Origin of the sequence: Marivirga sp., from assembly GCF_051117495.1 — a bacterium.
In the GTDB taxonomy this organism is placed as follows: domain Bacteria; phylum Bacteroidota; class Bacteroidia; order Cytophagales; family Cyclobacteriaceae; genus Marivirga.
On sequence record NZ_JBNPEF010000004.1, the window covers coordinates 144,435 to 157,434 of the forward strand.

Consider the following 13,000-nt stretch of genomic DNA (forward strand, 5'->3'; position numbering starts at 1 on the left):
GATTCTTGACTCTTGATTCTCTTTTATCTAAGTTTCAATGTTGCTACTGAAATAATGGCCAATAAAATGCCCATAATCCAGAAGCGGTTTACAATTTTAGATTCATGAATTCCTTTCTTTTGATAGTGATGATGCAAGGGAGACATTAAAAACACCCTTTTGCCTTCCCCATACTTCTTTTTAGTATATTTAAAATAGCTCACCTGAATAATCACGGATAGATTCTCAATCAGGAAAATCCCACATAAAACAGGAATCAATAATTCTTTTCTGACCACTAATGCCAATACTGCAATAATCCCTCCTATTGAAAGACTTCCGGTATCTCCCATAAAAACCTGAGCCGGATGGGTGTTATACCATAAGAATCCAACGCAGGCACCCACGAATGCGGCACAGAATATTACAATCTCCCCGCTATTTGGGATAAACATAATATTGAGATATTGTGAGAAAATGGCATTACCGGATACATAAGCAAAAATGGCTAATGCCAATCCAATGATGGCGGAAGTTCCAGCAGCAAGGCCGTCTATTCCATCCGTGATATTAGCTCCATTGCTAACAGCCGTCACTATAAAAATCACCCACAATACATAAATGATAACTGTATATCCATCAGGTAGAAAAGGTAGAATACTGCTATAATCAAATTCGTTATCCTTAAAAAATGGAATGGTAGTCACCATTGATTTAACATCTTCAAAGGATTTCTCGGAAACCATTTCAACACCCTCTGAAACACTAACTGGTGAAGCAAACTCCCTAATCGTAACATCAGGATGATAGAATAAAGTAAGCCCAACTATAAGACCTAAACCTATTTGCCCAAAAACTTTAAACTTCCCTTGAAGTCCTTCTTTATTCTTTTTGAATACTTTAATATAATCATCCACAAAACCAATTAAACCCATCCAAACCGTGGAAACTAGTAATAAGATGATATAAATATTATCAATTTTAGAGAAAAGCAACACTGGAATTACTATCGCCAAAATAATCATAATACCACCCATGGTAGGGGTTCCAGACTTCTCAATTTGACCATCCAATCCTAAATCACGAACAGTTTCTCCCACCTGTTTCCTTCGTAATTTATTAATCAGTTGCTTACCAAAAGTGATGGTAATTAGCAATGAGAAAAGCGTGGCCATTCCTGCTCTGAAAGAGATATACTGAAACACCCCTGCCCCAAGCAAGTCCATTTTTTTATTTAAGAAGTCGAATAAATAATATAACACCTTTCTCTATTTTTATTTATTATGTATTAAACTCAACATTTCATGTACTATTTCCTTATCATCAAAGTGGCTTCTTTCGCCTTTCACTTCTTGATAAGTCTCATGACCTTTACCAGCCACTAATATGATATCTCCTTTTTGTGCAAAACTGCAAGCCAATTTTATCGCTTCTTTTCGGTCAGGTAGATTCGTCACCTTTCTTACTTGAGAAACCGGCACCCCTTTTTGCATATCCGCAATAATGGCTTCAGGTTCTTCATATCTCGGATTATCAGAAGTCAAAATCACTCTGTCACTAAATCTACAAGCAATTTCGGCCATAAGAGGCCTTTTTGCAGTATCCCTATTTCCTCCACAGCCGACAACTGTCAGCACCTGCTCGTTTCCAGTTCGAATATTATCAATGGTTTGCAACACATTTTCTAATGCATCCGGAGTATGCGCATAATCCACTACAGCAGTAATTCCTGCATTATTCGGTACTTGCTCAAATCGTCCGTTCTTCAATTCGATTTGGGATAAGTTCATTAAAACCTCTTCACTTTCCTCATCCAAAAGATGAGCTGTGGCATAGGCTGCCAGAAGATTATAGGCATTGAAATACCCAATTTGCCTGAACCAAACATCCTTTTGTTCAATATTGAGTTCCAAGCCTTGAAGCGAATTACTTAGGACTTTGGCTTTATAAGTCGCCATCATTTTCAAGGAATAAGTATGTTTGGAGGCTTTGCAGTTTTGTAACATCACCATTCCTCTTTTATCATCCACATTCACCAAAGCAAATGCATCGGAAGGCAAATCATCAAATAATTTCTTTTTGGCTTTTATGTAATTATCAAATGTTTTATGATAGTCTAAATGCTCATGTGAAATATTGGTAAAAACAGCCCCTGCTAATTTCAAACCCGCCATTCTTTCTTGCTCAATAGCATGACTGCTTGCTTCCATGAAAACCACATTACAGCCCGATTCTACCATTTTCTTCAATAATGAGTTCAACTGTAAAGCATCTGGAGTAGTATGAGTAGCTGGAATTACTGCATTATTAATCTGATTTTGAACAGTGGAAATCATACCAGTATGATAGCCTAAGTTCATAAAAAGCTGATGCAATAAACTCACGGTTGTGGTTTTACCATTTGTGCCGGTGACTGCAACCAATTTCAGTTTTTCGGAAGGATGGCCAAAATAATTATCCGCCATAATGCCCAAGGCTTTAGCTGAATTATCCGTTTGCACATAGGTTACTTCCGGATGAATTTCGGTAGGTATATCTTCACATACCACTGCGACTGCTCCTTGCTCAACAGCCTTGGACATGAATTCATGACCATCCACTTGCGTTCCTTTGATGGCAATAAATACATCTCCGGCTCCCACAATCCTGGAATCGAACTGAAGTGCATCAATAGCAATGTCAGTGGCACCTGAAATGCTGATTAATTTAACTTTATATAATATGTCTTTTAAATTTGCCACTAACCTACTTCTAATTTAATTGTACTTCCTTTCAGTGCCCTTGAACCAGGATATTGCGATTGTTGGGAAACTCTTCCTGACTTACCTTTTACTTCCACTTTCAAGCCTGTATTTTCTAATAGATACAAGGCATCTCTTAATGTCATCCCTCTTACATCTGGAACCAGACCTTGCTGATGCTGATTATTCGGTTGCCACTTAATTGAATTATTGTGAATGGAAGCCCTCACCCACTCTATTTCTTGTCCATCTGTATGGTTTGAAACCCCTAAATAATTCAGCATGGCTGATAAATCTTGTTTATTTCCCGCTTGTACCACAGGAAAAATGCCTGTTTCAGGTTTTTCAGCCAACTCATACTCATCATGCATATTCAAATCCAATGCAAAGATTTTATCCGCTATTTCTTTAAATACAGGTGCCGCCACATCCGACCCATATTGCTGATATCCTTTCGGATTATCCATTACTACTATAGCCGAATACTTTGGATTGTCGGCTGGAAAATAACCTGCAAAAGAGGTGTAATATTGTCGAACATAACGGCCATCTTTCAAACTTTGCGCAGTACCGGTTTTACCAGCAATTTTATACTCTGCATTATTAATATTAGATGCTGTACCATTTTCCACAACACCTTCCAGCATGATTTTTAATTTGTCTAAGGTTTCTTTAGAGCAAATTTGATTACTTATTACACTTGTTTTGAAGGTATTAATTTCTTTATCTGTCTTTTTGATTGACTTCACCAAAAGTGGGCGAATCATTTTACCCTCATTTGCCACTGCATTAAAAAGCGTCAAAGTATGTAAAGGAGTCAACTCCAATCCATAGCCATAGGCCATCCAAGGCAAAGTAATACCACTCCATTGTTTGATAGGTGGAATATTTGGTTTGCCCTCCCCTATCATCTGAAAGCCCAAAGGCTGGGTTACTCCCATTGTTTTTAGGTAATCCAAAAAGCGTTGTGGATTCTCTCGGAAAGTTTCATCTATTAATTTGGCGATGGCAATGTTAGAGGATTTCTCAAAGGCATCTTGAATCGAGATGGTTCCATATCCACCCGGCTTATGATCTCTTACCTTATCTTTATAGAATTTAAATTCACCATCTCCCGTATCAATGGAATCAGAAAGCTGAATATTTCTCTCTTCCAAAAGCGCCATATATGAAGCCAATTTGAAGGTAGAACCCGGTTCTCTTAATCCATGACTTCCCACTGCATAGTTATAAACTTCGCCATATTTTCCATTTGAAAGTTTCTTCAAATTGGAGATAGCCTTAATTTCACCAGTTTTGACTTCCATAACGACCACGCAGCCCATATCAGCATCATGCTTGATTAGGTGACGTAGTAGAGCAGACTCTGAAACATCCTGTAAATTAATATCGATTGTGGTTTGGATATCAAATCCGTCCTTAGGTCTAATTTCAGAGCCATCATTTACAGGCCTCCAGCTACTTCCAGAAATCTTTTGAAATAATGCTTTACCATTAGTTCCTGCTAAATATTTATTAAAGCTGTATTCAAGTCCAGCACCGTAATCATTCTCATTCAAAAATCCGATAGTTCTAAACGCCAAATTAGAGAATGGCCTAAATCTCTTGTCCGTTTTAGTGAAAATCACTCCACCACCTAATCTTCCTTCACGGAAAATAGGCCATGTTTCCATTTCCTTTTTCTTTTGGTAACCGATTAAATCACTGGAAAGAAAAATATATTGTTTTCCTTTTTGTCTGGCTGAAGTGATTTTCTGTTTATAATAAGTGGAGTTACGGCCAAAGCTTTTTGACAACATCAAACTCAGGGAATCGATATTTTCCCTAAACAGTTGTTCATCTGCAATAGTCGGATCAAAAGCCACTTTATAAAAAGGCAAAGAAGTAGCCAACAAGCTTCCATTGTCAGAATAAATATTCCCACGGGTAGCTTTCACTTCCTGATAGCTCATATTGATTTCCTCAGCCATTTTTTGCCATTTATCTCCCTCCATCCATTGGATATGGAAAATCTGGTACATAATGGCTCCCGCAAAAATGACAATAGCCAAAAATGCCAATCGAACTCTGAGCAATATGGACTTCTTAATATTCACCTTTTTCTACAACTATTTTAAATGGTGGTTTTTCCGATTCCTTTAATCCTAATTTTTTTACTTTTTTCGCCACTTCCGATTGCTTGGAAGCAAACATATATTCTGATTTTAAAGTGGTATAATCCGCTCTTAAATCCTCCACTTCTTGATGAAGCTTGTCGATTTTTCGAGTAGTCTTATCCGCATAATGACTGTTACCAATGTAGAAAATACCAATCGCCACTAAGAATAAAACATAAGGCAGATAATGCACGGGCAATCCCCCTTCGCCATTGTTCCCTCCCAGCTTTTTGTCCAGCTTGGAAAATATGCTACCCGAAGCTGAATCTTTCGCTTGGTTTTTATCCTTCTTTTTAAATGTATTCTCACTCATAACCTTTCAGCTATTCTTAATTTTGCACTTCTGGCTCTATTATTACTTGTCAATTCATCTTCTTCTGCAGTAATAGGCTTTCTATTGATGGCTTTAAAAGGTTTCAATACGTTTCCGTAGAAATCCTTTTCTTCTACACCATCTAATTTCCCTTTATTGATAAAATTTTTCACTAATCTATCTTCCAGACTGTGATAGCTCATGACTACCAATCGACCACCCGGCTTGATTACTTCTTCCATTTGCAATAAAGCCTCTTCCAAAGCTTTCAGTTCTTCATTCACTTCAATTCTAAGAGCCTGAAAAACTTGAGCATAATATTTATTTTCTCTTCCACGCTTGGCGAATTTTTGTAATATCTCTTTCAATTCGCCAATTGTATTGATAGGAGCATTTGCTCGAGCAGAAACTATAGCCGAGGCTAAAGTCTTGGCATTTCGAACTTCACCATAAAGCCCGAAAATTTTGTGTAAATCTGATTCACTATATTCGTTTACTACTTCCTTAGCACTAACTGGAGCGTGTTGATCCATTCTCATATCCAATTCCGCATCAAAACGAGTAGAGAAACCTCGCTCTGCTTTATTGAACTGATGAGAAGAAACCCCTAAATCAGCTAAAACCCCATCAACTTGCTTGATGCGGTATAATTTCAAATATTTTTTAACGAAACGGAAATTCGCCTGAACAAACTCAAAACCCGGATGCTCAATTTCTTCAGCATTTGCTTCCGCATCTTGGTCCTGGTCAAAGCCCAATAATTTTCCGTCTGTAAGTTTTTCCAAAATAGCCTTTGAGTGTCCTCCTCCCCCAAAAGTTAAATCGACATAGATGCCATTGGGCTTAATAGCCAATCCATCCAGACATTGCTGTAACATAACCGGTTCGTGATATTCGCTCATAGGGATTAAGATTCAAAAAGGTGTTTCTCAGCTAAATCAGAAAATTCTTTCTGGTCTTTAATGAGGTAATCATCATATTTTGATGCATCCCATATTTCAACTCGATTCCCCATCCCCACAACTATCGACTCCCTTTCCAATCCGGCAAAGGCCATCATATTTTTAGGAATCAAAATTCTTCCGGCACTGTCGAGTTCCACGATTGCATTGCCCCTGAAGAAATTGCGCTGTAGATTTCTGTATTCTGCATTAAATTCGTTCAAGCCGGCAATCTTTGAAAAAATCTTTTTGTATTCGAGCATCGGGTATAGCACCAAACAAGGCTCGAAACCTCTGCGCACTACAATTTCATCACCGCTACCCTCGGGTAGAGCATTTTTGATCTTGGCAGGCAAGACCATACGCCCTTTGGCGTCTAGCTTACAGTCATATTCACCGGTGAAGAATGCCATGCTTACAGTTTACACAATTTCTTATATGCAAAGCTAAAACAATATGCGACATTTCATACCACTTTCCCCCACTTTTTTACACTTTTCTTCAAAAGATTACATTTTGGGCATCAAAAAGACAAGGAAAACAGGATCATATTTAATGCAAAAGGTGATTCTGGCATTTTAAAATTCTTATGAATTAAAAACATAAAAAATGCTCAAAACGCTCATAACCAACTGTTTAGGGCTATACGACAAAACAATACACAGATTTACAAGTACCTGATAATCAGAATAAAAAAGAAAATAAATTTATAATCTACAGTGTAATATTTTAGAGTTAGCTTTTGGTCGCATATGCAATACTAAAAGGCTCATCAATTAAATTAAAGCCAATATTTCAGCTCTATCTTGATCATATTCAGGTGGTGGGGCAAGGTGGGAGAATTTTCCCATAAAGGATAAATGGCTTGCAAAATTTCTTAATCCGAAGTTCATTTCGGCTGACTTCAAAACCATTTTTTCAGCATCGTTTCCTTGCAAAGCTTCGGAAACAGACTGCAATTTTCCTGCTGGAATTTGAGCTGTTTTCAATTTTTTAGTAAGTATTTCGTATTGAAACAATCTTGCTTTTTCCAATAATATTTGATTTAAAGTTTTTCTATTCTCCACTCGTAAAGTATTGGTTTTAAACCTATCATCTTCAGAAGTTTCAGGCATTTCCAAAACTTCACATAGCTTTTGAAATTGCGAATTTGTTCCTACTGCTAAAAGGATTTCTTTTTGATCAGCAGTTTTCAAAACTGATCCATAGGGTGAAATATTAGGATGCTCTGCTCCCATTTTTTGCGGATTATGTCTAGCTATCAAGTAATTGGTGGCTTGATTAGCCAGCGAGGAAATAGCGGCTTCAAATAAAGAAACCGATACTTTTGATCCTTCATTAGTTTTGAGCAAATGGATATAAGCCAATAAAACAGCTTCTTTCAGATGATGTGCTGCCAGAACATCCACCAAAGCAACTGGCATTTTCAGTGAATTTCCACCTGGCTCCCCATTCATATTCATGAATCCACTTTCCGCTTGAATGATGGCGTCATAACCAACCCTTTCATCTTCATCACCATAGCCTGTGATTTGACCATAAATGATCTTAGAATTAATGGACTTAAGGGACTGATAATCAACTTTCAGTTTCTCGGCATCACCTGCTTTATAGCTGGCGATCACGATATCGGATTTGGCAATTAATTTATATAAAACGGATAAATCTCCTTGTTCTCCAATATCTAAAGCAATTGATTTTTTACCGCTATTGGCAGCTGAGAAATAGGCAGAAATTGAGCTGTTAGAATCTTCACTTTTAAGTTTCCATGAACGAGTAACATCACCTTTGGTCTTGGGGTTTTCTATTTTGATTACTTCAGCGCCTAACTCTGCAAAAAATTGACCTACAGAAGGGCCTGCGAGGACGTTTGCTAATTCGATTACTCTTAGATTTTCGAAGATTGGGGGCATTTTGAGTAAAATTCAGTCTTACTAAATGTAAAATACATTATTTATTTCTAAATAAACACAATTATTCTGTAGTATAATTAACTGGGAAGTTTTCTGCTTATTCTTTTTGCTTGAACAAAAAGAATCAAAAATTCAAGACAAAACAAAGCTTCATCGCTTCGCCCAACGCTGGCCCGCTGTTTTGTCCTCCTGCCCGCACTCTTCGAGCAAATATTGTAGGTTTAGTTAAAAGTTGATTACCACAAAAGTTTCAGTACAAATTAATTTCCCTATTTTAATTGAATCTCACACAAGCTAAAATATCATCCTTGCTAATATGAGGATACATTTCAATAATTTCATCAAAGGAATATCCACCTGCAATCTTTTTCAAGATTAATTCTACAGTAATGCGAGTTCCTTTCACAACTGGCTTCCCTAGCATAACTTTGGGGTTAGACGTAATCTTATCTTGATAATTCATGTGTATATAATTGTTTTATAATGCCACATGGAATTCGCTATAAATATTCATCTGGCGATTGTTATAAATTCGCTCTCGAATATTTATGCTCATTTCATGTGTATATGTTTATTTTTTATTATCACATGGAATTCAATAAATTTTACTTATCCTCTGTTGATATGTTGAGGATTCTAAAATTTACATCATTTCATAGTACTTTTTCCTTAAAGTTCACGTTTTTTTCCTTCTTTGAAAAATAACATTTATCCAGTAAACTAAATTCATTTACAAAGCTTTAAACCTCAGTCAATTTCCACTTCCCTCTTTTAAACCAGATAATTGAAATCACAGCTAAAAGTGAAAAGGCAAAAACTATCCCTAGGTAAACCCCATCTGAGCCTAAGCCCAAATTATTGGCCATAAAATAAGCCAATGGAATTTGGAAAAGCCAAAAGCAAACAAAATTGATAATGGTAGGGGTTTTGGTGTCTCCAGCACCATTGAAAGCATGGCTCAACACCATTCCATAGGCAAAGAAAATGTAGCCGAAACAAATATAGCGCACAGCCTTAATGGCTTCTTTTTTTACAGCCTCCACATCTGTGAAAATCCCCACTATTTCATTTGAAAAAACATAGAAAATCAATGAGACTGTAAAAAGAAAAATCACATTATAGCGTGCTGCCAACCAAACTGATTTTTCGGCCCTTTCTGGTAATTTTGCTCCCAAATTTTGTCCTACTAGTGTTGCTCCTGCATTGCTAATTCCAAAGGATGGCAGAATGGTGAAAATGATGATTCTCAGCGCTATAGTGTATCCCGCTAAAACTTCACTACCAAAATTGGAAATAATCCTAACTAGAAATATCCAGCTTGCTGATTCAATTAAAAATTGTCCTACTCCACCAGAGGCAATTTTTATAATTCTTCCTATTACTGAAAAATCAGGCTTTATATGCTGAAATGAAACACTGATTACTCCTGTGCCTTTCAATAAATGATATAATTGGTATAAAACTCCTATGCTTCTGCCAATAGCTGTTGCCACTGCTGCACCCGTTACGCCCATAGCTGGGATTGGCCCCCAACCAAAAATAAAGATCGGGTCCAATATCATGTTGAGAATATTGCTTAACCATAATGCACGCTTGGCGATAGCCGCATTTCCTGCCCCGCGAAAAATACCATTAATTAAGAAAAGTAACATAATGGTACCATTACTGGCAAATAGTATCTTAGTGTACCATCTACCTTCTTTGATTAAGTCCTCTTCACCGCCCATTAGGCGTAGAACATCTTCACCATAAATAAAACCGGCAACACTTAAAGCCAATGAAACTGCTAAGGTTAAAATAATCGATTGGACAGCAGTATGAGAAGCTTCTTTTTTCTTTTTCTCCCCTATTCTTCTGGCGACCATAGCCGTGGCTGCCATACTGAGACCTATGCCCAAGGAGTAAACTATTGTGATTACAGACTCCGTTAAACCTACCGTAGCCACAGCATTTGTGCTGACTTGCGCCACAAAAAACACATCTACTACTGCAAATAAAGATTCCATTACCATCTCCAAAACCATGGGAATGGACAAAAGAATGATGGCCCGACTAATTTTTATATTGGTCAGATCTTCATTAGTGCCTTTAATGGCATACTGAATAAATAGGATATATTTTCTGATTCTTTGGAACATCAATTGTAATTGACGTCTGCAATATTAAGTTAATTTTTTGATGTTTCGAGAACATTATGTGTAACTGTAAGTTTTTCAAATAAAAATTTATGGAAAAGCACCTAAACAGTACTTCAAATAAAAAAGGCCAACTTACTATTGAAAGAAGGGAGTTTCTCAAAAAAGCAGGTGGTTTTGCGATAATGGGATTATTTGGTACTTCATTTTTCACTTCTTGCAGTGATGATACAGAAGACCCTATCAATGTTGATGCAAACTCCGAGGGCATTAATATTGATGGGGATACGATTACAATTGATTTAAATTTAATTGAAGAACTTAATTCATCAGGAGGCTGGTTGCTCATAACCCAAGCACAAACTTTAGTGGTCAATGATGGCGAAATAAAGGCATTAACTTCAGTTTGTACCCATAGCAATTGCGATAGAAATTGGTCATTAAATAATGGAAACTTCCGATGTTCTTGTCATGGATCAGTATTTACAACGGATGGTGAGGTAGTAACAGGCCCAGCTACTCGTCCTTTAACTCAGTTTGATGTGGCCCTTGATAATGATATTATTACCATCACAAAGTAGAGAACATCATTTTTATATTAAATAGAAAACCTGAGAACACCGGTTTGAAAAAGAGAAAATATTTTTAAGTAAAAGAATTAATGCATGAAATTGATCTATTCTTTTTCCCTTCTCAAAATTAAGTTAGTATTTTTATAACGTCTTTTTAATTTTAATAACGCTTGTGAGAAATTCCAATTTGAAATCAGTTCTTGCGGTTTTATTTCTTTTCTTGTTTGCTACTTGTCAAGACAAGACTATTTTATCAGAGAAAGAATCTGAACTTTACACCATAAAAAAATTTGGAATAGATGATTTCCAAAATGAGAAAACACTAAGTGGTAAGAAATTAAATATACCGCAATTGCTTTATCCAGATTTGGTATTAGCATTAGAAGATTATTTAGTGATATCAGAAACCGAAGATGATACGCTTTTTCACATAATTAATAAGTCTAATTATAAGCATATAAGAAAAACAGGTAAATCAGGGATAGCTCCAAACGAATTAAAAAGTGCATCCTCTTTATTTAAAACTGTTAGGAAAAACCAATTTTGGGGATATTCCTTATCTGGTAAAACCTTAGCGAAATACAATGCTATAGATACATTTGCTAATTCAATAGAAGTAATAAAACCCAAAAATGATGAAATGTATCTGGCAAGTACTCTGGTTCCAAGTGCAAAAAATTCATTTTTATCAACTCGCAATAATGGAGATGAAAAGTTTGTTGAGTTTAGATTTGATGGACAAATCCTGAACATCTTCGGTAATTGGCAAGACATGCTTAATATGAAGGATGTACCCTCGAATGTAATTTCTTCTTTACTACAAGGGAAGTTAGTCGTAAACGATGCAAAAACGCATTTCGCCTTTGCCTGTTTAGATGCAGACATTATTGAAATATTAGATAAAACAACAGGAAAAACCATATCGGTGAGAGGACCCGTACACCATGTACCCAAATTCACGGTGGACTATGGTGCTGGCTATGCAATGTGTGCATTAGATTTTGATGATGTAATCTATAAATATATCGATGCGACTATTTTTAACAATAAAATATACGCTGGATTCTCAGGACACTCCTTTGAAACTATTGACATCAATAAGGAGGATAAATTTGTGGAGCAAATATTTATTTTTGATTTAGATGGCAATCCTTTAATAAGGTACAATCTTAACTATTCTATAAAGCATTTTACTGTTGATGAAGACAGAATTTATGCCATAACCTATGATGAAAATCCAGGTTTGGTAGTTTTTGACCTTTAGAAGGTCATTAAAGTATAAAATTAACGTTCTCATAACTCAATATTAAAAGAAATTGTAGAAATTAGCTTTAAACTAATTTTATACAATGAGATACCTATTGATATTCCTATCGTCTATTTTGATGTTTATGAGTTGTACTGAAAGACCCAAAAATTATGAAAACATTGACTGGCAAGGCCATCGAGGAGCCAGAGGTATATATCCTGAAAATACCTGGGCAGCATTCCAATATGCGATTGACCAAAATATGACCACTTTGGAAATGGATGTGGTCATCACCAAAGACGAAAAAGTAGTAGTTTCTCACGAACCCTATTTAAACCACAAAATCTGTTTAGACACTGCAGGTCAACCCATCACTGAAAGAGCAGAAAAAGGATGGAATATATACAAAATGACTTACGAGGAACTGCAAAAATGTGATTGCGGAAGTGTGAAAAACCCTGATTTCCCAAATCAAAAACAAGTTAGCTCTCCAAAGCCCTTACTCTATGATATCATTAAAAAAACAATTGAATATTGTGAAAAAGAAGGAAAAGAACTTCCTTTTATGAATGTGGAAATTAAGTATGAAGAAGGCATGCAGAATGTCTATCACCCCAATATTAAGAAATTCAGTCGATTAGTATTTAAAGTACTATTTATGGAATATCCTCAAGAGAAATGGAACATCCAATCATTTGATTTTGATATATTGAAACACTTCCACAAAACCTTTCCAAAAGTTCCATTGGCCGCACTGGTTTACGAAAGTGGGGCTTGGGAAAAGCAATTTGAAGAATTGGGATTTACGCCTGCAATTTACAGTCCTTATCATCAACTGGTTGATAAAAATATGGTAACTGCACTTCATCAAAAAGGCGTGAAGGTCATTCCTTGGACGGTAAATGAAGAAAAAGATGCGACCAGATTACTGAAAATAGGGGTTGATGGCATTATTACAGATTATCCTGAATTAGCCGACAAATTCCGCAATAATCCTTAAT

The 13,000-nt window shown here is 36.3% G+C and carries 12 protein-coding genes; 3 read left to right on the forward strand and 9 right to left on the reverse strand.

What is annotated here, in order from left to right; genetic code table 11:
- Positions 1 to 23: 23 nt before the first annotated feature.
- From mraY to ACFE0M_RS01750, 9 genes are all read right to left on the reverse strand, one after another.
- Positions 24 to 1,241, reverse strand: coding sequence for a phospho-N-acetylmuramoyl-pentapeptide-transferase (mraY, locus tag ACFE0M_RS01710; RefSeq protein WP_434544016.1), 1,218 nt, complete (start codon positions 1,239 to 1,241; stop codon positions 24 to 26).
- Between the two features lie 12 nt (positions 1,242 to 1,253).
- A complete protein-coding gene (locus tag ACFE0M_RS01715) occupies positions 1,254 to 2,720 on the reverse strand; it encodes a UDP-N-acetylmuramoyl-L-alanyl-D-glutamate--2,6-diaminopimelate ligase (RefSeq protein WP_434544017.1) in 1,467 nt (488 codons plus the stop codon).
- Positions 2,720 to 4,816, reverse strand: a complete 2,097-nt coding sequence (locus ACFE0M_RS01720) for a penicillin-binding protein (RefSeq protein WP_434544018.1) — start codon at positions 4,814 to 4,816, stop codon at positions 2,720 to 2,722. Before ACFE0M_RS01720 ends, ACFE0M_RS01715 begins: the two co-directional genes overlap by 1 nt.
- Entirely contained in the window at positions 4,806 to 5,189 is a 384-nt protein-coding gene (locus ACFE0M_RS01725) for an FtsL-like putative cell division protein (protein ID WP_434544019.1), read from the reverse strand. The genes ACFE0M_RS01720 and ACFE0M_RS01725 overlap by 11 nt, the downstream gene beginning before the upstream one ends.
- Positions 5,186 to 6,091 carry a 16S rRNA (cytosine(1402)-N(4))-methyltransferase RsmH gene (gene rsmH / locus ACFE0M_RS01730; RefSeq protein WP_434544020.1) on the reverse strand — a complete coding sequence of 302 codons (906 nt, stop codon included), beginning with the start codon at positions 6,089 to 6,091 and terminating at the stop codon, positions 5,186 to 5,188. Before rsmH ends, ACFE0M_RS01725 begins: the two co-directional genes overlap by 4 nt.
- 5 nt (positions 6,092 to 6,096) lie before the next feature.
- On the reverse strand, positions 6,097 to 6,543 hold the full coding sequence (mraZ, locus tag ACFE0M_RS01735) for a division/cell wall cluster transcriptional repressor MraZ (RefSeq protein WP_303272067.1): 447 nt from the start codon (positions 6,541 to 6,543) through the stop codon (positions 6,097 to 6,099).
- A gap of 363 nt (positions 6,544 to 6,906) precedes the next feature.
- Positions 6,907 to 8,043, reverse strand: a complete 1,137-nt coding sequence (locus tag ACFE0M_RS01740) for a CaiB/BaiF CoA transferase family protein (RefSeq protein ID WP_434544021.1) — start codon at positions 8,041 to 8,043, stop codon at positions 6,907 to 6,909.
- 274 nt (positions 8,044 to 8,317) lie between these two features.
- The gene (locus ACFE0M_RS01745) at positions 8,318 to 8,506 is read right to left on the reverse strand and encodes a DUF433 domain-containing protein (protein ID WP_434544022.1); all 189 of its coding nucleotides are present in this window, start codon (positions 8,504 to 8,506) and stop codon (positions 8,318 to 8,320) included.
- A gap of 277 nt (positions 8,507 to 8,783) precedes the next feature.
- Positions 8,784 to 10,181: an MATE family efflux transporter gene (locus ACFE0M_RS01750; RefSeq protein WP_434544023.1), complete on the reverse strand. Its 1,398-nt coding sequence runs from the start codon at positions 10,179 to 10,181 to the stop codon at positions 8,784 to 8,786.
- 89 nt (positions 10,182 to 10,270) lie between these two features.
- Here ACFE0M_RS01750 and ACFE0M_RS01755 point away from each other — a divergent pair, with 89 nt between their 5' ends.
- The 3 genes from ACFE0M_RS01755 to ACFE0M_RS01765 all read left to right on the forward strand — a co-directional run bounded on the left by ACFE0M_RS01755 (position 10,271) and on the right by ACFE0M_RS01765 (position 12,999).
- Positions 10,271 to 10,759: a ubiquinol-cytochrome c reductase iron-sulfur subunit gene (locus ACFE0M_RS01755; RefSeq protein WP_434544025.1), complete on the forward strand. Its 489-nt coding sequence runs from the start codon at positions 10,271 to 10,273 to the stop codon at positions 10,757 to 10,759.
- 163 nt (positions 10,760 to 10,922) lie between these two features.
- Positions 10,923 to 12,014, forward strand: a complete 1,092-nt coding sequence (locus ACFE0M_RS01760; RefSeq protein ID WP_434544026.1) for a BF3164 family lipoprotein — start codon at positions 10,923 to 10,925, stop codon at positions 12,012 to 12,014.
- A gap of 85 nt (positions 12,015 to 12,099) precedes the next feature.
- Positions 12,100 to 12,999: a glycerophosphodiester phosphodiesterase family protein gene (locus tag ACFE0M_RS01765; protein WP_434544027.1), complete on the forward strand. Its 900-nt coding sequence runs from the start codon at positions 12,100 to 12,102 to the stop codon at positions 12,997 to 12,999.
- Position 13,000: the final 1 nt, after the last annotated feature.

What these genes read in the sequence shown, in the direction of transcription:
- rsmH (WP_434544020.1), bottom strand. Translation starts at nt 6,091, where the DNA reads ATGAGCGAATATCACGAACCGGTTATGTTACAGCAATGTCTGGATGGA.
- ACFE0M_RS01725 (WP_434544019.1), bottom strand. Translation starts at nt 5,189, where the DNA reads ATGAGTGAGAATACATTTAAAAAGAAGGATAAAAACCAAGCGAAAGAT.
- ACFE0M_RS01750 (WP_434544023.1), bottom strand. Translation starts at nt 10,181, where the DNA reads ATGTTCCAAAGAATCAGAAAATATATCCTATTTATTCAGTATGCCATT.
- ACFE0M_RS01765 (WP_434544027.1), top strand. Translation starts at nt 12,100, where the DNA reads ATGAGATACCTATTGATATTCCTATCGTCTATTTTGATGTTTATGAGT.
- mraZ (WP_303272067.1), bottom strand. Translation starts at nt 6,543, where the DNA reads ATGGCATTCTTCACCGGTGAATATGACTGTAAGCTAGACGCCAAAGGG.
- ACFE0M_RS01745 (WP_434544022.1), bottom strand. Translation starts at nt 8,506, where the DNA reads ATGAATTATCAAGATAAGATTACGTCTAACCCCAAAGTTATGCTAGGG.
- ACFE0M_RS01740 (WP_434544021.1), bottom strand. Translation starts at nt 8,043, where the DNA reads ATGCCCCCAATCTTCGAAAATCTAAGAGTAATCGAATTAGCAAACGTC.
- ACFE0M_RS01755 (WP_434544025.1), top strand. Translation starts at nt 10,271, where the DNA reads ATGGAAAAGCACCTAAACAGTACTTCAAATAAAAAAGGCCAACTTACT.